This is a genomic window from Thioclava sp. JE_KL1, from assembly GCF_009296265.1.
Taxonomy (GTDB): Bacteria; Pseudomonadota; Alphaproteobacteria; order Rhodobacterales; family Rhodobacteraceae; genus Thioclava.
Genome location: NZ_WBJS01000005.1, coordinates 1 through 24,264 on the forward strand (window position 1 = coordinate 1; position 24,264 = coordinate 24,264).

Sequence of the window (24,264 nt, forward strand, 5' to 3'; positions counted from 1 at the left end):
GCCAACCGTATCTCCAAAATTTCCTTCGCCTTCAGTCTCTTGCGATCCCTTCCGGCGCCCCGTTGCGGTGTGTGCCGCTTCGGTGAGGCGGTATTTACGGATCACTCCGCGGAGTCGCAAGTGCCTTTTTCGAAAAACTGTCACTTTTCTCGAAAGAACAACGCAACACACTGAAATCGCTATACTTTCAACACCACCGCAAATGCACCCAATTCACCCCAAACCAGCGCAGGGAAGAATCTTGCGCAAATCACCCACCCCCGCGAAACCTCCTGAGCGCCATGCCCCAAGGGCAGCACGCCAAACACCCCGAGTCACCAGCGAAACGTACGGAATCGAACAGCCATCAAAGCCATGAAGACGCCAAGCCTAGGCTCAGGGTCTATTGGTCGGCCTGCATCCCCAGTGGCCGCCTCTTCCTGAGAACAGAACACCTGCCAAACGGCACATGACACTCACGCCACGTGGGCCCTTTGGATCAATCGGCCAGCCTGATCGGCCCGCGCTCGGGATAGAGATCGCCGGGGCCGGGGTTTGCCTCGGGGCTGCGTCCCCCGAGATGCGTCATGATCCCCCACACCGCATTGAGCGACGTCTGCACCGCGCCTTCGACCCAGGCGGGGGTCCAGCTGACACCATCACCGGCGAGGAAAACGCCTTTCTGACTCGCGGCCATACCTTGCTGCATGAAGTGGCCATAGATGCGGTGGTTGTAGCGATAGTGACCCGGCAGCGCGCCCTTGAAGGCCCCGAGGAAGTTTTCGTCCGCCTCCCAGCTCACGCAGATCGGCTGGCCGCGGATATGCGCGGCAATGTCGACGCCGGGGTAGATTTTGCCCAGCGCCTGCAGCGAGAGCTCGACCCGGCGCTCCGCACTGAGCGGCAGCACCTTAAGCGCGTCGCTCATCCAGGCGTAGCTGAGGCAGATCACGCCGGGCCGGTCGGGTCCGTTATCGAAGAAATAGGTGCCCCGCGTCAGCCGGTCGGTCAGCGTCATCGACATCAGCGGCTCGCCGGTTTCCGGGTCGATGTCGTTCCAAAACGGCCGGTCGGTCATGACGAAGGTTTTCGCGGCCTGCATGTAGCGGGTCCGGTCGAGCGCCATCCACATCTTCTGATCGAACAGATCCTCTTCGGTCTCGATCGCCGTCGTCAGCAGGTGCGTCTGGCACGTCGCCAGCACCGCCGCATAGTCGTCCTCGTTGCCCCACTGATCGCGAAGCCGGATCATCTCGCCCGCGCGGCTCAGGGCGGTCGCCCGGCTGCGCGTCGCACCGCCATGCAGGCTCGCAAGCGTCGTGCCCTCCGGCCAATGCGCGCAGGCAGGCGCTGCGTTCCAGAGGCGATGCAGGACAGTCTCCACCCCGCCCACGATATAGCGCTGATCGTCGTCGAGCCCGAGCAGGTTCACCCGCAGGATTTCCAGCATCGAGTTCGGGAAGTCCGAGTCCCAACCGCCAGTGCCGAAGCCGACCTGACCGAAAATCTCCCGGTGCGAGAAATCGAGCTTCTGGAACGCGTCGGAATGGGCCACGAAATCGTAGAAGGTGCGCTCATCCCAGTCCTGGACGAGCGGATCCCAGATCGCCTTGATGGCCTCAATGTCCTTGGCGCGCACCGCGGCTTGCAGATCGGGGAAAGCGGCCTGACTGCGCAACGCTTCGTCATAGGCCTCTGCGATCTGATGGTATTGCTCGGGCAGGTCTTCTAGGCTGCGGGCGAAATGCCGTTGACCTTCGAGTTCGATGACGGTCGACCCGGCGGCAGGCGTCAGCGGGTTGGGAAAGGGTCGGCTCTCGCATCCGACGAGATCGACATAGTGGTAGAACCCACGCGAGGAGACGGGGAAGCGCATCCCGCCAAGCTCCGCCACGACGCCATCCGTTCCTTCGAAACTCTGCGAACGTAGCCGCCCGCCGAACTGAGAGGACTCGTAGACAACGGGTCGCAGTCCCAGCTTCATCAATTCGTAGGCCGCGATCACCCCGGCCGCTCCGGCACCGATGATGGCGACCGGCGCGCCGAGTACATCCTTCGGAACCGTGCCGAGACCTGCGGGATGACTGATCCAGTCCTCGTAGGAAAAGGGAAAGTCCGGTCCAAAGGCTGTCAATTGCTGCATGGCTGTCTCCTGCTCCGCCAGTCGTCACCGCAACCCGATGGATGCGGTAAAGAAGACCTCTACGAGAATGTCAGGGTCTGCAAGCCAGCTTTCCACCGCTGCGCAGGCCGGGCGGTTGGCAGGGACGCTTCGGCAGCTCGCAGCCGCTTACATCGCGTCGAAATCCGCAATGCCCTTCAAGCGAACGGTAGTGCAATCGGTCCGCCGGGTGACCACAGGGAACGCCGTTCCCCGGCGGACAGGCCCGGCGCTCAGCCGGGAGGCGCCATCGGGCCGGCGGCCTCCGTCGCGGCGATGTATCCCGGCTGCGCTCGCAGCGCCGCCCAATAGGCCGCGACCTTCGGATGATCCGCGAGCAGATCGAACCGCGCCAACAAGGCGATGATATAGGACATCTGGATATCGGCGAGCATCGCCTTGTCGCCGAACAGCAGAGGCCCGGTACCGATCGCCCGCGCGATGAAATTGAGATGGGCATCAAGCGCCGCCTGCGCCTGAGCGGGGACCGGCTTGTCGCGGAAGGCTGGCAAAATCGCCTGCAGCACGACCTCGGCGAAGGAGCTCTCGACGTAATCGAGGAGCTCCTCGTGCTGCCAGAATTCCGGAGTGCCCCGCGGCGGTGTGTGGGTCTCGTCGCCGTATTTCGCGACGAGGTAGCGAAGGATCGTTGCGGACTCCGCGAGTATCCGATTGCCGTCCTCGATCACCGGGGACTTGCCCAAGGGGTGAACCCGGGACAGGGCCTCCGGCGCGCGAAAATTCTCGGTGCGCTGATAATCCACCCGGTGGCAGGGCTCGCCAAGATCGGCGAGCAGCCAGAGCACACGGGTCGCGCGGGAATAGTGCAAAGCGTGGAGCGTGATCATGGCAGGAACACCGCTTTTGCGTTGACGAATTCTTTCATGCTGAAGCCGCCGTGCTCGCGCCCGTAACCGGAATCCTTGACCCCGCCGAAGGGCATGTTCGGATCGGCGGTCCCGAAGGAGTTGATCCGGACCATCCCGGTGTCGAAGTGATCGCGGGCGAGTTTGAGGGCGCGATCTTCATCCTTGCTGAAAATCCCGCCGCCAAGGCCATAGCGGCTATCATTGGCGATGCGCATCGCATCCTCGTCATCCTTGGCGCGGATCACCGCAGCCACGGGGCCGAAGATTTCGTCGTCATAAGCGGGCATGCCGGGGGCCACGTCCACCAGCACCGTCGCGGGGTAATAGGCGCCGACCCCGTCCGGGGCTTCTCCGCCGCAAAGCGCGGTCGCGCCCTTGGCGAGGCTCTGCTCGACCTGCTCCTTCACCGTCTCGAACTGATCTTCGCTGGAAAGCGGACCAAGCTGGGTATCCTCTTGCGTAGGATCGCCCATCTTCACGCCCTTCATCTGCTCCACAAAGGCCTCGACGAAGGCGTCATAGACCTTGTCCGCCACGACAAAGCGCTTCGCCGACACACAGGTCTCGCCGTTGTTATACAGCCGCCCCATCAGCGAGAATTTCACCGCCGTTTCGATATCGGCATCTTCCAGCACGAGATAGGCGTCGTTGGAGCCCAGCTCGAGCACGGTCTTCTTCAGCGCCTTCGACGCGACGCTGCCCACATGCCGACCCGCGCCGTCGCTGCCGGTCAGGGTCACACCGCGCACGAGCGGATGCTCGATCAGATTGTCGCTGGTCTCGTGGTCGATCAGGATGACCTGGAAGAGGTCCTCGGGCAGCCCGGCCTCGATGCACAGCTCGCGCAGGCGCAGCCCGGAGCCGGTGCAGATGCTCGCATGTTTGAGCACGCAGGCATTGCCCGCCATCAGGTTCGCCGCCAGAACACGGACCGGCTGATAGAGCGGGAAGTTCCACGGCTGGATCGAGTAGATCACGCCGATCGGCTGATAAGTGACCACACCACGCGATCCCTTCGCGCCATGGGTGCGTTCCTCGTCGGCCAGCGCATCTGGCCCGTTCTTCGCGGTATATTCGAAGATCGCGGCGCAGATTTCGACCTCGGCCTTGCCGTCCTTCAGAAGCTTGCCGGTCTCGCGCGTCATCAGCGCGGCCAGCTCCTCCGCATTCTCGCGGAGCTTCGCGGCGATCTTGGTCAGGTAGGGCGCGCGCTCGGAATGGAACAGCTTGCGCCACTCCAGAAAAGCGGACTGCGCGGCCTCGAGTTTCTCGACGGCCTCCTGCTCGGACATCAGCGGATAGGTCTGGATCGTCTCGCCCGTCGCAGGGTTGGTGGTGGTGATCGTGGACATGAGAACTCCTTCGATTTCACCAGGGAAACTTGCACCGCAGTCGAGGAGTTCCGGCGCCCCCGACGGTAACGCGGCGTCTTTCGGCCCGCAAAACGGTCACTGCTGACCACGAAAACTTGTCCCCAAACCGCCCCTACCCCTCCCGTGCAGTGCCACGCCCCCGACGCCTCTGGAAAAGACGCAGCGGAACGTAGCCGCGCGCCTTTTCGCTGCACGCTTTGCGGTCGCCTCGAACGCAGGGCGCTCTATCTGGCAAAGCAAGCCCGCCCTCGGAAACTCTGGGCGTGACCCAACCTCTTCCCGACGACATTCAAATCTGGAGATCGACATGGCGACCACTGGCAAGCAACTGTTCACGACGCTGGAGGCAGACGGTACGCTCACCGTCGCGATCGAGGACGTGGACTTCCCCGATCCGACCGGCAACCAAGTCCTCGTGAAGATGGAAGCGGCTCCGATCAATCCGTCGGACCTCGCCATCCTCGTCGGCGCGGCGGATATGGAGAACGCGGAATATTCCCCCGGCAAATTCGTGGCCAAGATGCCCGAGCCGTTCAACGCGGGTTCGAAAGCGCGGCACGGTCTCAAGCTGCCCGCCGGGAACGAGGGCGCGGGCACCGTTGTCGCGACCGGTGACAGCGACGCAGCCAAGGCGCTGATGGGGCAACGGGTGTCCTGCGTGCCGGGCAACGCTTACAGCCAATATTGCATCGCCGATGCGCAGATGTGCCTGCCGCTGGGCGATCACTCCTCCGAGGACGGCGCGAGCGCCTTCGTCAATCCGATGACCGCGCTGGGGTTCGCCGAGAACGCCAAGATGGACGGGCAGGACGCGATCCTGCACACGGTCGGGGCGTCGAACCTCGGCCAGATGCTGACCCGCATCTGTCAGGAGGACGGGCTCGGCCTCGTCAATATCGTGCGCAAGGACGATCAGGTCGCTCTGCTCCAGAAGATCGGATCGACCCATGTCGTGAACTCCTCGCAGGATGACTTCATGCAGCAACTCAGCGCCGCGATCGACGACACCGGCGCGTTCTACGGCTTCGATCCGATCGGCGGCGGCCACGCGGTCGACAACGCCTTCAAGGCAATGGAGCAGGTCGCGGTGAGCCGGATGACGGAATACTCGCGCTACGGCTCGAACCAGCCCAAGCGGATGTTCATCTACGGTCGGCTCGACACCGGCCCGACGACGCTTTCCCCGAGCTACGGTTTCGGCTGGACGCTCTCGGGCTGGCTGCTGTTCCCGTTCCTGCAGTCGGCGGGGCAAGAGACCGTTGGCCGCATGCGCAAGCGCGTTCGCGACAATCTTACGACCACCTTCGCCAGCCATTACAAGACGCGCGTCAATCTCGACGAGATGCTGACGAAGGAAGCCGTGACCGATTACCGGAAGATGAAGACCGGGGAGAAATACCTCGTGACCCCCTGGTCCTGATGATGCATCGCCGAAGTGGCCCGGATCCGATCCGGGCCGCTTTGGCTTCGGACAACCGACAGTCGCAGAGTCGAACCATGGTCAGCTCGCGCTCCGCCCGTGTCGGCGCGGCCGAAACAGCAGCCTGAGGCAGAACGCAGTCTCTGCGAGGATCGTCAGCCCATATGCCGGGGCGAAAGCCGATGAGAGGTCGGCGGCGAGAAACCGGATCCCGCTGCCGATCAGATAGACCAGACCGGCCAGCGCGAGCCCCGCCCCGAAGGCTTTCGCAAAGAGGCCCGAGCGCCAGACCAGAACGCCCATCATCAGACTGTTCACGCCGAAGAAGACCAGCCCGAGATCGTAGCCATGGCCATGCAGCTCGAGAAAGATCAGCGCCAGCGACTGAGCGTCGGCCACATCATGGGCATTTGACAGAAGCAGCCAGGCCGTCTGCAAAGCCATCAGATTTGCCGCGATGAGGACCGCCTGAATCAGCCGAAACACCATCGCCGACAGGGCAAGACCCGGAGCAACCCCGCGGAAAATCAGGTAAAGCAAGACGGCAAGCCCCGCATCGCTCAGCGCCATAACCAGATCGGCGATGATCGCCAGCCGGAACTGGCCCGGCGCCGCCAGTATCGCTGCGGCCGTGCCCGCGGCATCTGAAAGGTCGATCAGAGGAGCGCGCAGGCCAAGTTCGGCGCCGAGCCCCATGACAATGATGATGAGATATAGCAGCCCGGCGAGGCGCGACTTTCGGATCAGGTCGTCCGTCAGGGAAAGTTGGGCCACGCGGAAGTCCTCCGTTGATTGACGCTCACGCCGCTCTCGATTGCGCCACGACCGTGGGTCGGAAGGTGCCCGGCCCGCGCGGACGGTTCGCGCGCTGCCCGGCCCAGACCGAGATCAGAACGATAGCTGCGCCGCTCATCTGGAGCAACGACAGGCCCTGCCCCAGCCAGAGCCAGCCAAGGGAGACCGCCGTGACCGGGCTCATCATCCCCAGCATTGAGACCGCGCCGGGCTCGAGACGGGCGATGCCCCGGAACCAGATCGCATAGGTCGCGCCCGCCCCGATCAGGCCAAGCCAGATCAGACCCGACTGGTTAAGCGCGGTCAGCGGCGGCAGGGACGGCTCGACGATCAAAGCCAGTGGCAGCAGGACCAGCCCACCCGCCGTCAGTTGCCAGCCGGTGAAACTCAGCGCCGAGACAGGCGGCTGCCATTTTCGGCTCAGCACGGTGCCCGCCGCCATCGACGCGGCCCCGCCAATACCGGCGATGACACCGACAGGATCCAACGCGGCCTCCGGCCCCAGCAGAAGAAGCGCGACGCCCAGAACGCCTGTCGCCGCAGCGGCAACCGCCCCGGCGCGCACCGGCGTGCCAAGCCAGCCGCGCGCCATGAGGATGACCATCATCGCCTGAAGCGAGCCGAGCGTCGCCGCGACCCCACCGGGCAGGCGATAGGCCGCCACGAAGAGAAGGCTCCAGAACAGGGCGAAGTTCAGGCTCCCAAGGAGGAAGGTGCGGCCAAGCCATGCACGCGGCGGCAGCGACCGCGTGAACGCGACCAGCAACAGCCCCGCAGGCAAGGCGCGCAGGGCCGCAAGCGTGATGGGGTAGCCAGCGGGCAACGCCTCGGTGGTGACGAGATAGGTGCTCCCCCAGATAGCCGGGGCGAGCGCCGTGAGGAAAATATCGGTGGTACGTGACATTGGGTGACTCGTATTGAGGGAAAAGCGAGAGTGAGAAGACGGGGCTCTCGCGGGCGGTATCGGCGGACCGCGTGAAGGTGCCTTTGGCGCCTTCGGTCGGGTCGCTCAGCGGAAGTGGCGCGGCGAGAGACAGGGGCGCTCAGGCCAAGGCTCGAGCCCGATATCGCGCATCAGATGGGGCGAGAGATCGCGCGGCACGCGTCGCGGATGGAAGCGCCGATGCCGGAGACCACGGAAGACAAAACGGATCGTCATCAGGGGCACTCCTCAGGCGACGAGTTTCAGCGAGCTGCGCAGCTGTGCCGCGAGGTCTTCACGCGTCCCGTTCACGAGCCGCGCGCCGGTTTCCCGAACGATCAGCGCCGGAATGGAGCGCACCTGAAGGGCACGGGCGCGTTGACGATCGGCTTCGACAGCCTCCGCCGTGGCCGGATCGTCGAACGCCTCTGCGAAGGCCGCCGCCTCGAACCCGAGGCTTCGCGCGACATCGCGCACGATGACCGGATCGGCGATGTTCCGGGCCTCGGAGAGATGCGCGCGCTGCAACCGGTCGAACATCTCCCAATGGCCGTCCTGCCCGCCCAGCGCCTCTGCGGCCTTGCATCCGAGCGCGGCGGTCATCCCGTGGGGATAGTCGAAATCAGCGGCCCGCATGGCCTCGATATCGACAAGCTCTGGCCGATCGCTGACCTCTCTACAGACCGTCCAATGCCCGAGAATGGTCTCGCGGGCGGCTTCAGGGGAGCCCCAGCGCGCGGCCATCTCGGCGCGGTCTGCCTGCAGAACGAAGGTACGATGCCGGATGTCGAGATCGAATTCGGAGGCGAGGCTGTGCATCCGCGACGAGATGTTGAAACACCAGCAGCAGACCACGTCGTGAAAGAAATCGACGGTGAGCTTGGGCATCACGCGGCCTCCTCGTTCAGAGCGGCCCCTGCGAGCCGCGCCGCGATGCGCGCGACATGAGCGCCCTGGAAGCGGGCGCCCGCGAGATCGGTCTCGGTCGGTGCCCGGGATCCGTCCGCCCCGGCGATCGTGCCGGCGCCGTAGGGCGCACCGCCGACGATCTCGTCCGCCCGCGTCTGATCGGCGAAAGTGTAGGGCATCCCGGCGATGAGCATCCCGAAATGCTGCAGCGGAATCTGCGTCGAAAGCAGCGTCGCCTCGTGCCCGCCATGCTGCGAGCCGGTCGAGGTGAACACGGCGGCAACCTTGCCGACCAGCGCATTGCGCGCCCAGAGCCCGCCCGCCTGATCGAGGAAGGACTTCACCTGCCCGGCCATCATCCCGAACAGCGTGGGCGTGCCGAAGATGATCGCATCATAGGCTTCGAGATCGGCGGGGCTGGCGACGGGCGTGTCGTCGGCGGCGAAGCCAGCCTTCTGCCGGATATCGTCAGGCAGGGTTTCGGGAACGCGGCGCAGATCGACATGCGTGCCGGGCACGCTGCGTGCGCCCTCCGCCTCGGCTTGGGCGAGCGCACGGACATGGCCGTAGCTGGAATAATAGAGAACGAGAACGCGGGTCATTGGATCCTCTCAGGGCATGGGGTTCATTGCCTGACAAGATCGCGGATCGCCCGCGTCGGAATAAGCGGCCGAGGCGCAAATCACTCTTTACGCCGGTTGAAGAATGTCAGGGCGCCATCGCCGCCCGCAGGTGATCGAGAAACGCCGTCACTTTCGCATCCATGCCCAACCGCGAGGCGGTCACGGCGAAAATCTCCGGCGCGGGCAGTTCCCACTCGGGCAGGACGCGCACCAGATCGCCGCGCCTCTCTGGCTCATCCGAGACGAAATCCGGCAAGGTGCCGATGCCTTGCCCCGCGATCAGCAGGTCGCGCAGCACGAGACTGTTGCCCACGCGAATGGCGGGATCGAGATCGAGGCTGATCGCACCCTCCGGCCCGTGCAGCGCCCATTTCGTCAGATGGTCGGCCAGCAGGAAGCCGATGACCCTATGCCCTGCGATATCCTCCGGCCCTTCGGGCGTCCCAGCCCGGGCAAGATAGGCGGGCGCGGCGAAGATGCGCTGCCGCATCGTGCCGATCTTGCGCGCGACCAGAGCCGAATCCGGCATCGCCGGTCGGATGCGGATCGAGACATCGAAGCCGCCCTCCACCATGTCGACAACTCGGTCATCGAGCGAGAGCGACAGCCGCAGATCGGGATGCGCGGCCAGAAACTCCGGCAGGATCGGGGAAATCACCGTCTGTCCGAAGGAGCTCGAAGCATTCACTTTCAGATGCCCGCGCACCGCCCCGGCCCCGTCGCGGATACGTGTCTCGACCGAGGTCACCGCGTCGAGGATACCGCTCGCCTCGTCATAGTAGAGACGCCCGGCATCGGTCAGAGACATCGAGCGCGTCGTGCGTGTCAGCAGCGAGCTCCCGAGGCTCTCTTCCAGCAGCTTGATCTCGCGGCTCAGAAGCGCGGGCGACACCCCGAGATCCTCCGCCGCGCGCGCGAAACTGCCGCGATCGACAATGCGGCGGAAGGCTTGCATGACGGAAAGCTTGTCCATTTCGGAAGACACTCGGAGCGGTCAGGTAGCGCTCCGAATAGCACGAATTTCGCGACACGCGAACGCCTTCGCAGAGAGCGGTCGCAAGCGCCGAAGCCGCAGGGTGCATCGCGGGAGACGAAAGCGACTTTCACGACCACGGCCCAAAACTACGACCAGAGAACCCGCTCACTCGGTGGGCCGCTCCTCCAGATCCAGCCGCATCGTGGCCATGCCCTGCCGCCGCGACAGCTCCTCATAACCAGCCGAGAGATAGGCGTTGTGGGCTGGCGCGTTGTCGACTTCCACCTTCAAGGTCAGGGTCAGCGCCCCGAGGTCGCGTGCTGCCTGCTCCACATGGCCCGTCAGCTCCGCAGCGGCCCCGCCGCGTGCCTCTTCAACGAGATAGACATAGGTGAGATGCCGCACCTCTGGCCCGACACCCTCACGCAATGCGAAGAAACCCACATCTCGCCCCGTTGCATCCTGCAGGTAGAAAGAGACATCTTCGCGGTCTCCAAGCCACTTCTGATGCCATTCCATCTCGTCGAACGGGACTTTCGCATTGGGATTGAGCAACGGGATTTCGGTGTCCGACAGCATTGCTGCCAAGGGTGCCAGATCGCGGTCGCGGTTGCGGCGCAGGGTAAGTGCCATATGTCCTTCCTTCGGCTGGGCCCGGCACGTGCGCCGAGGGTCCTCATGAAAGGTCGCGTGCCTGACACAAAAGTCCAGTCCGGGTCAACCGGAGGGGCCCCGCAACTGCGTCCATGTCCACGGTACCGGCAGGCCCGAGCGACCGACCAGCAGATAGCGGCGCTCGGATATTCACTAGTTCGGAGCTTTGGAGAATAATCGAGCGAGCTTTGTGAGGGGTGTGGGGACGGCACAACAAAGCTCGCTCGATACCCCGCGGCTCAGGTCAGGCGTGTCTGCGACCGGTGACCATGGCTCTCGCGAGGTGTTCGGGATGGGAGTGGCCCGCGAGGTGCACGCCTCCCAAATGTAGGACACTCAAATCGAGTGTCAGGTGGGCGGTGGCGAATCTCGCCACCAGCCCTCAGTATCCGAAGCGGACGAAAGGGCCTCAGACCCGACTGGCCGCTCCTTCGCTCATCAGTCCAGCTCGGAGCCGATGATCTCGCCCGACACCGGGTCGAGCTTCAGCTCAAGCCGACGACCGTCGCGATCGCGGACCTTGGCTTCGTAGCTGTAGCGCTCCATCTCCATCTTGCTGATCTGGTAGCCCTCGGCACGCAGGTCGCTGGCGACCTCGTCCATCTTCTTCCACTGCTCGCGCGCCTGATTCATGTTGCGAACTTCCTCACGGTAGTTCGACGGCATGCCGTATTCGCCCTCGGACTCGCCATTGCGATACGAGTTGCGATATTCGTTCCGGTATTCGTAGGTCTCGCGGTTCTGGGACTTGGTCTGCGTGGCATTCTTCTGAGGCAGCATGACCTGACCGCCCGACTGCCCGCCGCCGCCATTCCCATTGCCACCAGGACCCTGCGCCTGTGCGGCACCGAGGCTGAATGCGCCGACAGCGGCACCGAGGGCGGCGGTGAAGAGAAGAGTGCGTTTCATCTTTAACTCCTGTGATCGGATAGGGGCGAGTTGCCCGGATGAGACGACATTGGCAGAATCACTCTGACGCCGTACTGACGGGCTTTGTCAGCGTTCTGTCAGCTTATTTGCGCTAAGAAAGTCGTATGAAAACGCTCACGACCCTCCTCCTTCTTTCGCTGGCCATGGCCACGCCCGCCCTCGCCGATCGTGCGGGCGGCGGCGGCGGCTCGGGCCGAGGCGGCTCGGATCACGACCGGGCGCGCAGCGCGGTCGAGCGCGAGGAGATTCTGCCGCTGTCGAAGATCCTAGGCGGCGTGCGCAACCGTTTCGGCGGCCGCGTCATCAAGCTGGATCTCGAATCGGATGACGGTCACTATGTCTACGAGCTCAAGCTGATCACCCCGGAAGGCCGGATCATCGAGCTTGAGGTTGACGCGGCGACCGGTTTGCCGATTGGTGGTCCCGAAGACAGCGAGCGCGACGGGGACAAGTAATGCGCGTATTGGCGGTCGAGGACGACCAGAGGATCGCGGCGGATCTCAAGGCTGCGCTCGAGGCGGCGGGATTTCTCGTCGAGACCTGCGCGGACGGGCTTGATGCGTGGTTTCTGGGCGATACCGAAGATTACGACCTCGTCATTCTCGATCTCGGCCTGCCGAAGATGGACGGGCTGAGCATCCTCAAGAAATGGCGCGCCAATGATCGCGAGATGCCGGTGCTGGTGCTGACCGCGCGCGGCGCCTGGACCGAGCGGGTCGAAGGCATCGACGCAGGCGCCGACGACTACCTGCCCAAACCGTTCCGCATGGAAGAGCTGGTGGCGCGGGCGCGGGCCCTGATCCGGCGCTCCGCCGGGCGGGCCTCGGCGAACCAGAGCGTGGGCGAGTTGACGCTCGACGCGAACCGGATGAGCGTATCGATCCGCGGCGTGCCGATCGCGGCGACGGCGCTGGAGTTCCGGCTGCTCTCCTACCTGATGCTGCATCGCGACCGCGTCGTGCCGCCGACCGAACTGCTCGAACATCTCTATGGCGACGACGACTCGCGCGAGGCCAATGCGCTCGAGGCGCTCGTCGCGCGGCTGCGCCGCAAACTCGGCCCCGGCGTGATCGGCACGCGGCGCGGCTTTGGCTATTTCCTCGAAGGCGGCGACGCGTGATGCGGTTGTCGCTGCGCCTCCGGCTCGCGCTTGGCGGCGCGCTGGCGGTGGTGCTGGCGCTAGCGATTGCCTCCGCCGCGCTGACGGCGCTGTTCGCCGCCCATGTTCAGCGCCGGGCCGAGGCCGAACTGTCGGTGCAGCTCGATCAGGTCGTGGCGGCGCTCGGACGCGATGCCGACGGGAGGCTGGCGCTGCAAACGCCGCCCGCCGATCCGCGCTTCGACCAACCTCTCAGCGGCCTATACTGGCAGATCGACCTCGGCGACACGCTGCTGCGGTCGCGCTCGCTTTGGGATTACGCGCTGCCCCTGCCGCCCGATGAGCTGCCCGACGGACATATCCACGTGCATCGCCTGCCCGATCAGACCGGCGGCACACTGCTGACGCTGGAGCGCAGCGTGACCCTGCCGCCTTCGCTGGGCGAGGGCCGAGTGCGCGCGGCGGTCGCGCTGACGACGGCCGATCTGGATCAGGCGCGCAGCGATTTTCTCAAGGAACTGCTGCCCTATAACGCGATCCTCGCAGCCGCTCTGATCGTGGCCGGATGGGTTCAGCTCTTCTTCGGCCTGCGCCCCTTGTCGGAAGTCGGGCGGCGCGTGCTCGCCGTGCGCTCGGGCGAACAGCGGCGGCTGGGCAGCGATTTTCCGAAAGAGGTGCAGCCCCTCGCGAATGAGGTCGACGCGCTGATCGACGCCCGCGAGGCCGAGCTCGATCGCGCGCGCCACCGCGCCGCCGATCTCGCGCACGGGTTCAAGACGCCGCTGCAGGCGCTGATGGGCGAGGCCGACCGGCTGCGCCAGAACGGCCAGACCGAGCCTGCCGCCGCCATCGAGGAAATTGCCGAAGCGATGCGCCGCCATGTCGACCGCGAATTGACCCGCTCGCGCCTCGCGGGACGCGTCGTGAAAGACAAGGCCACGGTGGCGCCTGTCGTGCAGCAGATTGTCTCGGTGATCCGGCGCACGCCCACGGGCAGCGCTGTGAACTGGGACATCGCGGTGCCCGAGGATTTGCAGGTGACGCTCGACGCCAGTGATCTTGCCGAAGCGCTCGGGACGCTGATCGAGAATGCCAGCCGCCACGCCACATCGCAGGTCACGATCCGCGCCAGCCGACGCGCGGAAATGATCGCCATCGACGTGCAGGACGACGGCCCGGGCATCTCGGCGGACCGCATCGAGCATCTTCAGAAACGCGGCGCGCGCGCCGATGAAAGCGGCCATGGTTTGGGCCTGTCGATCAGCGCCGAGATCGCGCAGGCCGTCGGCGGTACGCTGAGCATCGCGAATGCGGAGACCGGGCTGCGTGTGACGCTAATCCTTCCGGACGCCCGCGCTGGCGTTCCCGGCACGCGCCGCTCCTGAACACCTGAAACGGGTATCATCCTCACGCATCGTTTATGAGCGATGTCCTGCCTACATATTCAAGTTTTGGAACATGAATCGATCACGGCGCATTTCTCCGGCAATCCCGAGCTGACGGAAATTCGGAGGCAAATGACATGACCATGCGTTTTGAACAGATCCTTGCGGAAGGGATCGCCCAGTGCTCCTACCTCTTGGGCGACACCGGCAGCGGTACCGCCGCCGTCGTCGATCCCCGCCCGGATTGCGATATCTACATCGAGCGCGCGAAGGCGCTCGGCCTGACGATCACCCATGTGTTCGAGACCCATATTCACGCCGACTTCCTGTCGGGCGCGCGCGAATTGGTGGCGCGGCTGGATGGCACGCCCAAGCTTTGCGTCAGCGTCGAAGGCGGCGCCGAATATGACTTCGCGCATGAGGGCATCCGCGATGGCGACAAATTCACCTTCGGCCAACTCACGCTTGAGACGCGGCACACGCCGGGGCACACGCCCGAACACGTCTCCTTCCTGCTTTACGAGAAGGACAATGACGAGCCGTGGGGCGTGCTCAGCGGCGATTCTTTCTTCGTGGATTCGGTCGGCCGGCCCGACCTGCTGGGCGACGACAAGACCGAGGAACTGACAGAGGCGCTGTTCCGCACCACGCAGGAATTCTACATGCAGCTGCCCGAGGGCGTGCTCGTCTATCCCTGTCACGGCGCGGGCTCGGCTTGCGGGCCGAATATCGGCGACCGGATGTCCACCAGCATCGCTTATGAGAAGGCCCATAACAAATACGTCCAGATCACCGATCTGGAGGCCTTCAAGGACGAGATGACGAAGGACGCGCCGCCGGTGCCGACGCATTACCCGCGCCTCAAGAAGGTCAATGCGGCGGGCCCCGAGGTGATGCACGGATTACCGCGCTGCATCGGCAAAACGCCAGAGGAGTTCGAGGCGCTGATCGCCGACAAGGACGTGCAGCTCGTCGATCTCCGCGACATGCTCGCCTTCGGCGGCGGCTTTATCGAGGGCTCGATTAACATCGGGCTGCAGCCGATCCTGTCGGTCTGGGCGGGCTGGATGCTCGATCCCGACAAGCCCATCGCGCTTGTGAGCGAAAAAACTGCCGACATCGACGAGGCCGTGCTGCGTCTCTGGCGCGTGGGCTTCACGAAATTCGCGGGCTACCTAAACGGCGGCATCGCCGCGTGGCGCACCTCCGGGCGACCGCTTGCGCATATCCCGCAGGTCACCGTGCAGGAGCTGAAGGGCAGCGATCTGACCCCGCTCGACGTGCGCAAGGACAAGGAGTGGGACGGCGGCCATATCCCCGGCGCGATCCACCATTTCCTCGGCACGCTGGAAGACGAGATGGACCAACTCGACCGTTCCGCCGACTATGCGGTGTATTGTCAGGGCGGCTACCGCGCCAGCGTCGCTGCGAGCCTGCTGCACCGCGCCGGATTCAAGAACGTCTCCGCTGTGCCGGGCAGCTTCGGCGCATGGTCCGCGCAGGACTACCCGGTCGAAACCTGAACCGCTTTCAACTCAAGGAGCCAACACCATGAGCTACACCATCGACAAACGCCTCACCAACACCACGCTGGAAGAGGCCGACACCCGGACCCGCGAGGCCCTGAAGGAGCAAGGCTTCGGCGTGCTCACCGAGATCGACGTGCAGGGCACGATGAAGAAGAAGCTGGACGCAGACATGCCCGGCTACCTGATCCTCGGCGCCTGCAATCCGAAGATGGCGCATCAGGCGATCCAGCTGGAGCCGAACGTCGGCGCGATGCTGCCCTGCAACGTCATTCTGCGGCAGGACGGCGCGGATATCCTCGTCTGCGCAATCGATCCGGAAGCCTCGATGACGGCGATCGACAATCCCCAGCTCAAGTCGGTCGCGGGCGAAGTGCGCGACATGCTGGCAAAGGCGATTGAAGCCCTTTGAGCTGGAATGACCCCGGCAGCGAGGCCTCCTCCGCTGCCGGGGCATCGGCGCGCGCGTCCCGCGCAGCACTTGCATTCAAGAGCCGTTTTGCGGGATATCACGGCCCGACGACTTTCCGTGCGAAGTCCCGTTAAGCGAAGGCCAGAATGTCCCAGACCGATCGTCTCAAGACCGACTGTTCCCAATGCGCAGCCCTGTGCTGTCTGGTGCTGGCCTTCGACAAGGGCAAAGATTTCGCCTTCAGCAAGAACCCCGGCGAGCCCTGTCGGCACCTCTGTGGGCACGATTGCTCGATCCACGACAAGCTGACGCAGGAAGGCATGGCGGGCTGCGTCGCCTATGATTGCCTCGGCTCGGGCAACCGTGTCGTCCAGGAGGTCTTTGGCGGGCAAACCTGGCAGAGCGAGCCGCGCCTGATGCCGGTTATGATGGAAGCCTTCTCCGCCATGCGCGAGGTCCACAAGCGGATCGACCTGCTGCGCGCCGCCGAGACCCTGTCGCTGGATGCGAGCGACGAGCGCAAACGGCGCGATTTTCTCGACCGTCTCGAACAGCACGAATGGACCCACCCCGAACTGGCTGAATTCGAGTTCGGACTGGCGCTGGAAATCGACCTCTTCTTCCACAGCCTCAGCACCTGACGACGCCTGCGACTCGATGCGTCGGGGTCACGCTGAAGCGCTCAACTCCCCGCCAGAGCCGACAAATTTTGACTGCCTGAAGAAGCTGTGATCTGATCTGGGTCGGGCACTTTGCCCGATCTATCTCAAGAGGCCGAGCGTGCAGCCTGCCTTTCGCACCGAAGCATTGTCGAAGACCTATGGCGAGGGTCCTGCCGCGGTTCACGCGCTCCGAGAGGTGACGCTGGAAATTCCGCGCAGCGAGGTCGTGGTGCTGCTGGGCCCCTCGGGCAGCGGCAAATCCACCTTTCTCAACATCATCGGCGGGCTCGACAGGCCAAGCTCGGGTCAAGCGTGGTTCGGCGATCAGAACCTGACCGAAATGTCCGACCGGGCGCTGACGCAATATCGGCGCAGCCATGTCGGCTTCGTCTTCCAGTTCTACAACCTGATGCCCAGCCTCACCGCGCGCGAGAATGTCGATCTGGTGACCGAGATTTCGCATGACCCGATGGATGCGGGCGAGGCGCTGCGATTGGTGGGGCTGGAGGAACGACTCGACCATTTCCCGGCGCAGATGTCAGGCGGCGAGCAGCAGCGCGTCGCCATCGCGCGCGCCATCGCGAAGCGCCCGGCGGTGCTGTTTTGCGACGAGCCGACCGGGGCGCTCGACAGCACGACGGGGCGGCGCGTGCTGCAGGTACTCAACGATGTGAACCGCGAGCTGGGCACCACCGTTCTGATCGTCACCCATGCGGCGGCGACGGCGGCGATGGCGCATCGCGTGCTGCATTTCACCGATGGCCAGCTGCGCGAGACGATCGTCAACGAGACCCGCGCCGATCCTGCCGAGATCGAATGGTGAGCCGATGGCCCTGACCGTCCTCCATCGCAAGCTGTTCCGCGACCTCTGGCGCATCCGGGCGCAGGCGTTGGCGATCTCGGCGGTCGTGGCTCTGGGCGTGATGGTGCAGGTGATGATGGCGGGGCTGACCGACACGCTCACCGTCACTCGCGACGCCTATTTCGAACGGCACCGGCTGGCGCAGGTCTTCGAGCCGCTCACCCGCGCGCCCAGCTCGATGATGGAACAGGTCAACGCCGTTCCCGGCGTGCTGGCCGCCGAGGGCCGGATCAGCGGCTTCGGTCGGATCGATGCGGATGGCGGCGAGCCGGTGCAGGCGCGCATCCTGTCGCTGCCCGGCCCGGCGGGGCTCAATGGCATCCTGATGACGGCGGGACGCAAACCCATCGCCGGGCGCAGCGACGAGGTCGTGCTGCTCGACACATTCGCAGCCGCCCGCGGGATCGCGCTTGGCGATACGCTCGGCGTCACGGTCGAAGGCCGCCACCAAAAACTGCAGGTCGTCGGTTTCGCCCGCGCGCCGGAGTTTCTGTTCATGCCCGCACCGGGTGAATTCTTCCCGACCGATGGCCGCTTCGCCGTGATCTGGATGGAGCGCAAGGCAGCCGCCGCCGTGCTCGATCTCGACGGCGCGTTCAACGAGGTGCTGGCGCTCACCACGCGCGAGCGACCGCGCAAGGCGGTGCTGGCCGATCTCGACCGGCTGATGGCGCCCTATGGCGGCGGCGCAGGCTATGTGCAGGACCAGCAGACCTCGGCGCGCTTCATCGAGGAAGAACTCAAAGGTCTGCGCCAGTCGCGGGTGTTTCTGCCGCCGATCTTCCTCGCCGTTGCGGCCTTCCTGCTCAACGTCACAATTACCCGGATCGTGCAGGCCGAGAGGCGCGAGATCGGGTTGATGAAAGCCTTCGGCCATAGCGGGGCGGAGATCGCGGGGCATTACCTCGAAATGGCGCTGATGATCGCCTTCGCGGGCGCGCTGCTCGGATCGGCACTGGGCGTGATGCTGGGGCGCTCGATCACCGGGCTCTACATGGAATTCTACAAATTCCCCTATCTCGTCTTCTCGATGCATCCCGGCCCCTTCGCCGGGGGCCTCGCCTTTTCGCTGCTCGCCGCCGCGCTCGGTGCGGCGATTGCGCTGCGCACGGTGTTCCGCCTGACGCCCGCCGAGGCGATGCGCCCCCCAGCCCCGCCGGATTTCACCCATGGCCGCGTCGGCTTCCTCGCGACCGTCACGAAAGTCTTCGACCAGCCGGGGCGGATGATCCTGCGCCAGATCACGCGGCAGCCGGTGCGCAGCCTCGGCACCGTCGCGGGCGTGGCCGCGGGGCTCGCACTGAACATGGCGATGCTGATGATCTATTCGGGCTTCGATCACACGATGGATGTCACCTTCGGCTTTGCCGACCGCTCGGATGCGACGGTTAGCTTCATCCATCCCGTCTCGCGCGATGTGACACATGAGATCGCGCACCTGCCCGGCGTGCTGGAGGCCGAGCCGACGCGCTATGTGCCGGTCCTGTTCCGTAACGGCGTCATCACCCATCGCGGCGAACTGACTGGCCTGTCCGAGGATGCGCAGCTCAACCGCGCGCTGCGGCCCGATCTGGAGCCGATCGCCCTGCCCGCGCAGGGCGTCGTGATCTCGCGGGGGCTCGCGGATGTGCTGAAACTTCAGCCGGGCGAAAACCTCACCGCCGAAGTCACCGAAGGCCGCAAGCGGACCCTCTCGCTGCCGGTCGCGGCGATCTCCGACACCCTGCTGGGCGCGCCGGCCTATATGCGCCTCGACTCGCTGACCCGGGCGGTGGGCGAGGCGGACCGGATCACCTCGGTCTCGATCCGCACCGAAGGCGCCCCGTCCCCGGAGCTGCTGCACGAGCTGCGCGAGCGCCCCAAGGTCGCGGGCGTCTCGATCAAATCCGACAGTCTGGCGGCGTTCCGGGAAATCGCCGACGAGGGCGCGGGCCAGATGCGCTTTGTCTTCGGCGCGATCGCTTTCGTGCTGAGCTTCGGCATCGTCTACAACGCCGCGCGCAACGCCTTTGCCGAACGCGCGCATGAATTGGCGAGCCTGCGCGTCCTTGGCTTCACCCGCGGAGAGGTGACACTGATCCTGGCCGGCGAGATCACGGTGCTCGTCGCCTGCGCGCTCCCGGTCGGCATCTGGTTCGGCTGGACACTTGCCAAGTTGATCGCACGCGTTTTCTCCAATGAACTCTACCGGGTCAGCGTCAGCTTCGATCTGCCCAGCATCGCGATGGCGGTTCTGGTCGTGGTCTCGGCGACACTGGCCTCGATCCTGATGTTGCGCCGCGCGCTGGATCGGTTGAACATGATTTCGGCGCTCAAGGCGAGGGACTGACCCGTGACACCAAAACCCCGGACCAGATGGCTCATTCTCATCCTGATCGGCCTGATCGCGGCGGGCGCAATCGCCGCGCTGCTTTGGCCGCAGCCGCAGACCGTCGATATGGGCGAGGTCACGCGCGGCCCGATGAAGCTCGTGATCGAGGATGATGGCCGGACCCGCGTCAGCGAAAGCTACACGGTCTCGACCCCGGTCAGCGGCAGGCTGCAGCGGCTCGATATCCATGTCGGCGATCATGTCGTCGCGAACGAGACCGTCGTCGCCCGGATGCGCCCCGCCCTGCCCGCCGTTCTGGATGCGCGCAGCCGGGCGCAGGCAGAGGCCGCGCTGGCCGAGGCCCAAGCCGCGCTGAGTGCCGCCGAGGGCGATTACCGCGCCGCCGTCGCGATGCGCGAACAGGCCGATAGCGATCTCGCGCGGTCGCGGCGGCTCGCGCTCTCCGGCACGATCAGCCAGTCCAAGCTGGACCGCGATCAGATCAATGCCGACTACGCCGCCGCGCAGGAAGCCGCAGCGAAAGCCGCCATCGCGATGCGCGAGGCGGCGCTGGCCTCGGCGAAATCCGTGCTGCAGAACGATGCCGCCGCGAGCAATAGTGAGGGCGTCGAGACGATCCCGCTTTATGCGCCCGCGACCGGAACGGTGCTGCAAATCCTGCAGGAAAACGAGACCGTGCTCTCTGCGGGCTCCCCGATCATGGAGATCGGCGACATCTCGGAGGGGCTCGAGGTGGTGGCCGACCTTCTGTCGCGCGACGCGGTGCGCGTGCGACTGGGCGATCCGGTGGAGATCACCGATTGGGGCGGGCCGGACGTGCTGGAGGGCAAGGTGGTCCGCATCGATCCATCGGGCACGACGAAGGTGTCGGCCCTGGGGGTCGAGGAGCAGCGGGTGGGCGTGGTTATCGCCTTTACCGGCGATGCCGCACAGCGGGCCGGTCTGGGCCACGGCTTTCAGGTGACCGCCCGGATCGTGGTCTGGCAGAACCCCGACGCACTGCGCGTCCCGTCGAGCGCCCTGTTCCGGCGCGGCACAGGCTGGGCCGTCTTCAAGGTCGAGGACGGGCGCGCGCGGGAAGTGAACGTGGAAATCGGGACCGACAATGGCACCTATGCCGAGCTTCAGGACGGTCTGAGCGAGGGCGACAAGGTCGTACTCTATCCGGTCGAAACGCTGAAAGATGGCGCACCGGTGGAGGCCCGATCGGGTGGGTGAGGTGCGCCTCACGCCCCGCCCCAACCACCTCGCGAGGAATCACGAAGTCGCACAAAAAGCGCACCAACCGATCAAATATGCTTGGGGCATCGCCTAAAAAGCCATCACTTGAGAGTTTTTTGCGCCCAAATGCCATGCGAGCCGCAATCGAGGCGGTATTTGCCCTCTCTCCACCTTTGGAAACGCACCAAGGTCATGCCCGAATAAGGGTGCAGGGCGCTTAGGGTTCCGTTGCCGACAAGGCAGGTCTGGTCCGAGAAGTGCCACCCACGCGGCAAATTCCGTGCGGGCACACGGCGGGCCAAAATCCCGGGAGATTACTGCGCAGGTCTGACCCGCGCCTCATCTCTTGTTCCGCCAGCGGGTCGGCCTCTACGCCATACAAAGGCGGGACGCATGCCAACGGGGAAGACCATGACCAGAACGAAATTCCTGTCCGCCACGGCCCTCAGCTTGGGCGTTCTCGCCGCCTCTCTCTCGCCCGCGATGGCCGAGCAGAAAACCGATTTCAAACTCGCATGGTCGATCTATGCCGGCTGGATGCCCTGGGGCTATCTGGAGAGCTCGGGGATCATGGACAAATGGGCCGAGAAATACGGCATCACCGTCGATATCGTTCAGATCAACGACTACGTGGAATCGATCAACCAATACACCGCGGGCGGCTTCGATGGCGTCTCCGCGACGAACATGGACACGCTCTCGATCCCGTCGGGCGGCGGCGTCGACACGACCGCGCTGATCGTCGGCGACTATTCCGACGGTAATGACGCGATCATCTCGAAGAAAGCGACCTCGATCGAGGAGCTGAAGGACACCAAGGTGAACCTCGTCGAGCTGTCGGTCTCGCATTACCTGCTGGCGCGCGCGCTCGACAAAGCCGGGCTGGCCGAGAAGGATCTGGCCGGTGTCGTGAACACCTCCGACGCCGACATGATCGCCGCCTTCGCGACCCCCGAGGTCGAGACCGTCGTGACGTGGAACCCGCTGGTGTCGGAAATCCTCGACTCAAACCCGGATGCGAACAAGCTCTTCGACAGCTCGCAGATCCCGGGTGAGATCCTCGATCTGATGGTGGTGAATACCGAGACGCTCAAGGACAATCCCGATTTCGGCAAGGCCGTGGTCGGCGCCTGGTATGAGGTCATGTCGAAGATGGCCGCAGGCGACGAAGAGGCCCTGACCGCGATGGCCGAGGCCGCCGGCACCGATCTGGAAGGCTACAAGGCCCAGCTCGCCGCGACGGCGATGTTCTACGATCCGGCCAAGGCGGTCGAGCAGGCTTCGAGCGCCGAGATGCCCGAGACCATGACGACGGTCGCGAACTTCCTGTTCGACAAGGGCATCCTTGGCGTCGATGCGCCTTCGGCCGATTTCGTGGGCGTCGAATATCCCGACGGCTCGGTGACAGGCGACGAAGCCAACGTGAAGCTGCGCTTTGACACCACCTACATGCAGATGGCGGCCGACGGCGCGCTTTGATCTGACTTGCCCGGCCTTCGGGCCGGGCCCTTTTTCCGCCAATTGCCGAAAGCGCCCATGCGTCTGCTCAACCGACATCCGACCCGGCCCACCGGCATCCTGCTGGCCGCGCTGCCCTTCGTGGCGGTGCTGATCGCCTATTGGATCGGCTCGGAAATCCGGCTCGCGGCGAACCCGCAGGACAAGCTGCTGCCCGCGCCCGAGACGATCATGATCACTGCCGGGCGGCTCTTCACCGAGCCGAACAAGCGCACCGGCGAGATCCTCCTCTGGGCCGATACCTTCGCGAGCCTGCGGCGTCTGGCCTTCGGTGTCGGCATCGGCGCGCTGATCTCCCTGACGGTCGGCGTCGGGATCGGGTTGCTGCCTTACGTCCGGCGCGGATTGTCCAGCTTCGTCGCGGTGCTCTCGATGGTGCCGCCGCTGGCACTGCTGCCGATCCTCTTCATCGTTTTCGGACTGGGCGAGACCTCGAAGATCGTGCTGATCGTCATAGGGATCACACCCTTCCTGATCCGCGACCTCTCGCAGCGGGTGCTCGACATTCCGCACGAAGAGATCGTGAAGGCACAGACGCTGGGCGCCTCCACATGGGTCATCGCGCTGCGTGTGGTGCTCCCGCAGATCCTGCCGCGGCTGATAGCGGCCATCCGGCTGTCGCTCGGAGCGGCTTGGCTATTCCTGATCGCCGCCGAAGCCGTCGCGGCCGAGGTCGGCCTTGGCTACCGCATCTTCCTCGTCCGGCGTTACCTCGCGATGGACATCATCCTGACCTACGTCATCTGGATAACGCTGCTCGCCTTCCTGATCGACTTCGCGCTCAAGACGCTGTCGCGCAAAGCCTTCCCGTGGCTGGGAGGTGGGCTATGAGCTTCGTCACCGTCCGCGATGTGTTTCAAGAATACGACGGCCGCCCGATCATCGAGCGCGTCAATCTCGACGTGGCCGAGGGCGAGTTCGTCTCGATCGTCGGCGCGTCCGGCTGCGGCAAATCCACCTTCTTGCGTCTTCTGCTGGCCGACGAGACGCCCACGCGGGGCCGCATCACCGTCGATGGCGGCACGCCTGCGCGCGAACCGGGGCGCGAGCGCGGCGTGGTGTTCCAGAAATACTCGGTCTTCCCGCATATGACCGTGCGCGACAACATCGTCGCCGCCGAGAGTTTCCCGAAAGGCTGGGGCTGGTTTCGTGGCGCGAAACTGCGCGAGGCCCGGGCGCGCGCCGATGAGGTGCTCGAGCGGATCGGGCTCGCGCATGTGGCGAAGAACTACCCCTCGACCCTCTCGGGCGGGATGCAGCAACGCCTCGCCATCGGGCAGGCGCTGCATGCCCGCCCGCGCATCCTGCTGCTCGACGAGCCCTTCGGCGCGCTCGATCCGGGCACGCGGCTCTCAATGCATGAATTCCTGACGCAGCTGCGCGCCGAGACCAGCATGACCGTCTTCATGGTCACCCATGATCTGGGCGAGGGCTTCAAGCTGGGCGACCGCGTTCTCGTATTCGACAAGACCCGCTGGGACCCGGATTACCCCGAACGCTACGGCGCGACGATCACCTATGATTTCGACGCCCGCGATCACGGCATTCCGTATCAGCACATCCTCGACAAGATCCCCTCGCTGGCCGCGCAAGGCGACCCTGCGCCTGCGCCGGACTGAGATCAAAGTTTCACCGC

Annotated in this window: 24 protein-coding genes and 1 riboswitch; of the genes, 13 read left to right on the top strand and 11 right to left on the bottom strand. The window is 65.0% G+C overall.

Annotated features, from left to right (window positions below; genetic code table 11):
• Nucleotides 1-478: 478 nt before the first annotated feature.
• From F8R15_RS09990 to F8R15_RS10000, 3 genes are all read right to left on the bottom strand, one after another.
• Nucleotides 479-2,122, bottom strand: coding sequence for an NAD(P)/FAD-dependent oxidoreductase (locus F8R15_RS09990; RefSeq protein WP_152844486.1), 1,644 nt, complete (start codon nt 2,120-2,122; stop codon nt 479-481).
• 251 nt (nt 2,123-2,373) lie between these two features.
• On the bottom strand, nt 2,374-2,988 hold the full coding sequence (locus F8R15_RS09995; RefSeq protein WP_152844487.1) for a glutathione S-transferase family protein: 615 nt from the start codon (nt 2,986-2,988) through the stop codon (nt 2,374-2,376).
• Nucleotides 2,985-4,361, bottom strand: a complete 1,377-nt coding sequence (locus F8R15_RS10000; RefSeq protein ID WP_152844488.1) for an NAD-dependent succinate-semialdehyde dehydrogenase — start codon at nt 4,359-4,361, stop codon at nt 2,985-2,987. The genes F8R15_RS09995 and F8R15_RS10000 overlap by 4 nt, the downstream gene beginning before the upstream one ends.
• Nucleotides 4,362-4,689: 328 nt before the next feature.
• Here F8R15_RS10000 and F8R15_RS10005 point away from each other — a divergent pair, with 328 nt between their 5' ends.
• Nucleotides 4,690-5,802, top strand: coding sequence for a zinc-binding dehydrogenase (locus tag F8R15_RS10005; protein ID WP_152844489.1), 1,113 nt, complete (start codon nt 4,690-4,692; stop codon nt 5,800-5,802).
• Nucleotides 5,803-5,883: 81 nt separating this feature from the next.
• Here the strand turns inward: F8R15_RS10005 and F8R15_RS10010 are convergent, their stop codons facing one another.
• The 8 genes from F8R15_RS10010 to F8R15_RS10040 form a co-directional block, all read right to left on the bottom strand.
• Nucleotides 5,884-6,576, bottom strand: a complete 693-nt coding sequence (locus F8R15_RS10010) for a DUF4386 domain-containing protein (RefSeq protein WP_368731030.1) — start codon at nt 6,574-6,576, stop codon at nt 5,884-5,886.
• A 25-nt stretch (nt 6,577-6,601) separates the two neighbouring features.
• Nucleotides 6,602-7,501, bottom strand: coding sequence for an EamA family transporter (locus F8R15_RS10015; protein WP_152844490.1), 900 nt, complete (start codon nt 7,499-7,501; stop codon nt 6,602-6,604).
• Between the two features lie 105 nt (nt 7,502-7,606).
• Nucleotides 7,607-7,756 carry a hypothetical protein gene (locus tag F8R15_RS21455; RefSeq protein WP_168173842.1) on the bottom strand — a complete coding sequence of 50 codons (150 nt, stop codon included), beginning with the start codon at nt 7,754-7,756 and terminating at the stop codon, nt 7,607-7,609.
• Between the two features lie 12 nt (nt 7,757-7,768).
• The gene (locus tag F8R15_RS10020; protein WP_152844491.1) at nt 7,769-8,407 is read right to left on the bottom strand and encodes a DsbA family protein; all 639 of its coding nucleotides are present in this window, start codon (nt 8,405-8,407) and stop codon (nt 7,769-7,771) included.
• Nucleotides 8,407-9,030, bottom strand: a complete 624-nt coding sequence (wrbA, locus tag F8R15_RS10025; RefSeq protein WP_152844492.1) for an NAD(P)H:quinone oxidoreductase — start codon at nt 9,028-9,030, stop codon at nt 8,407-8,409. Before wrbA ends, F8R15_RS10020 begins: the two co-directional genes overlap by 1 nt.
• Nucleotides 9,031-9,136: 106 nt before the next feature.
• Entirely contained in the window at nt 9,137-10,024 is an 888-nt protein-coding gene (locus F8R15_RS10030) for a LysR family transcriptional regulator (RefSeq protein ID WP_152844493.1), read from the bottom strand.
• Nucleotides 10,025-10,192: 168 nt separating this feature from the next.
• A complete protein-coding gene (locus F8R15_RS10035) occupies nt 10,193-10,660 on the bottom strand; it encodes an N-acetyltransferase (RefSeq protein WP_152844494.1) in 468 nt (155 codons plus the stop codon).
• 459 nt (nt 10,661-11,119) lie between these two features.
• The gene (locus F8R15_RS10040; protein ID WP_078522774.1) at nt 11,120-11,590 is read right to left on the bottom strand and encodes a PepSY domain-containing protein; all 471 of its coding nucleotides are present in this window, start codon (nt 11,588-11,590) and stop codon (nt 11,120-11,122) included.
• 125 nt (nt 11,591-11,715) lie between these two features.
• Between F8R15_RS10040 and F8R15_RS10045 the strand changes: the two genes are divergently transcribed.
• The 12 genes from F8R15_RS10045 to F8R15_RS10100 all read left to right on the top strand — a co-directional run bounded on the left by F8R15_RS10045 (nt 11,716) and on the right by F8R15_RS10100 (nt 24,247).
• On the top strand, nt 11,716-12,066 hold the full coding sequence (locus tag F8R15_RS10045) for a PepSY domain-containing protein (protein ID WP_253732517.1): 351 nt from the start codon (nt 11,716-11,718) through the stop codon (nt 12,064-12,066).
• A complete protein-coding gene (locus tag F8R15_RS10050; protein WP_083079319.1) occupies nt 12,066-12,731 on the top strand; it encodes a response regulator transcription factor in 666 nt (221 codons plus the stop codon). The genes F8R15_RS10045 and F8R15_RS10050 overlap by 1 nt, the downstream gene beginning before the upstream one ends.
• A complete protein-coding gene (locus tag F8R15_RS10055) occupies nt 12,731-14,095 on the top strand; it encodes a HAMP domain-containing sensor histidine kinase (protein ID WP_152844495.1) in 1,365 nt (454 codons plus the stop codon). Before F8R15_RS10050 ends, F8R15_RS10055 begins: the two co-directional genes overlap by 1 nt.
• A gap of 137 nt (nt 14,096-14,232) precedes the next feature.
• Nucleotides 14,233-15,618, top strand: a complete 1,386-nt coding sequence (locus tag F8R15_RS10060; RefSeq protein ID WP_152844496.1) for a rhodanese-like domain-containing protein — start codon at nt 14,233-14,235, stop codon at nt 15,616-15,618.
• Nucleotides 15,619-15,646: 28 nt separating this feature from the next.
• On the top strand, nt 15,647-16,033 hold the full coding sequence (locus tag F8R15_RS10065) for a DUF302 domain-containing protein (RefSeq protein WP_152844497.1): 387 nt from the start codon (nt 15,647-15,649) through the stop codon (nt 16,031-16,033).
• Nucleotides 16,034-16,179: 146 nt separating this feature from the next.
• The gene (locus F8R15_RS10070) at nt 16,180-16,674 is read left to right on the top strand and encodes a hypothetical protein (protein WP_152844498.1); all 495 of its coding nucleotides are present in this window, start codon (nt 16,180-16,182) and stop codon (nt 16,672-16,674) included.
• A gap of 139 nt (nt 16,675-16,813) precedes the next feature.
• Complete coding sequence (locus F8R15_RS10075) at nt 16,814-17,518, top strand: ABC transporter ATP-binding protein (protein WP_078551102.1); 705 nt, start codon at nt 16,814-16,816, stop codon at nt 17,516-17,518.
• 4 nt (nt 17,519-17,522) lie between these two features.
• Nucleotides 17,523-19,886 (top strand): ABC transporter permease, encoded by a 2,364-nt coding sequence (locus tag F8R15_RS10080; protein ID WP_172976205.1) that lies wholly within the window; start codon nt 17,523-17,525, stop codon nt 19,884-19,886.
• Between the two features lie 3 nt (nt 19,887-19,889).
• The gene (locus F8R15_RS10085) at nt 19,890-21,107 is read left to right on the top strand and encodes an efflux RND transporter periplasmic adaptor subunit (RefSeq protein ID WP_368731031.1); all 1,218 of its coding nucleotides are present in this window, start codon (nt 19,890-19,892) and stop codon (nt 21,105-21,107) included.
• A gap of 209 nt (nt 21,108-21,316) precedes the next feature.
• Nucleotides 21,317-21,425: riboswitch (guanidine-I (ykkC/yxkD leader) on the top strand.
• 96 nt (nt 21,426-21,521) lie between these two features.
• Nucleotides 21,522-22,589 (top strand): putative urea ABC transporter substrate-binding protein, encoded by a 1,068-nt coding sequence (locus F8R15_RS10090; protein ID WP_152844501.1) that lies wholly within the window; start codon nt 21,522-21,524, stop codon nt 22,587-22,589.
• Nucleotides 22,590-22,646: 57 nt separating this feature from the next.
• Nucleotides 22,647-23,459 (top strand): ABC transporter permease, encoded by an 813-nt coding sequence (locus F8R15_RS10095; RefSeq protein ID WP_152844502.1) that lies wholly within the window; start codon nt 22,647-22,649, stop codon nt 23,457-23,459.
• Nucleotides 23,456-24,247: an ABC transporter ATP-binding protein gene (locus F8R15_RS10100; protein ID WP_152844503.1), complete on the top strand. Its 792-nt coding sequence runs from the start codon at nt 23,456-23,458 to the stop codon at nt 24,245-24,247. The genes F8R15_RS10095 and F8R15_RS10100 overlap by 4 nt, the downstream gene beginning before the upstream one ends.
• The last annotated feature ends 17 nt before the right edge of the window (nt 24,248-24,264 follow it).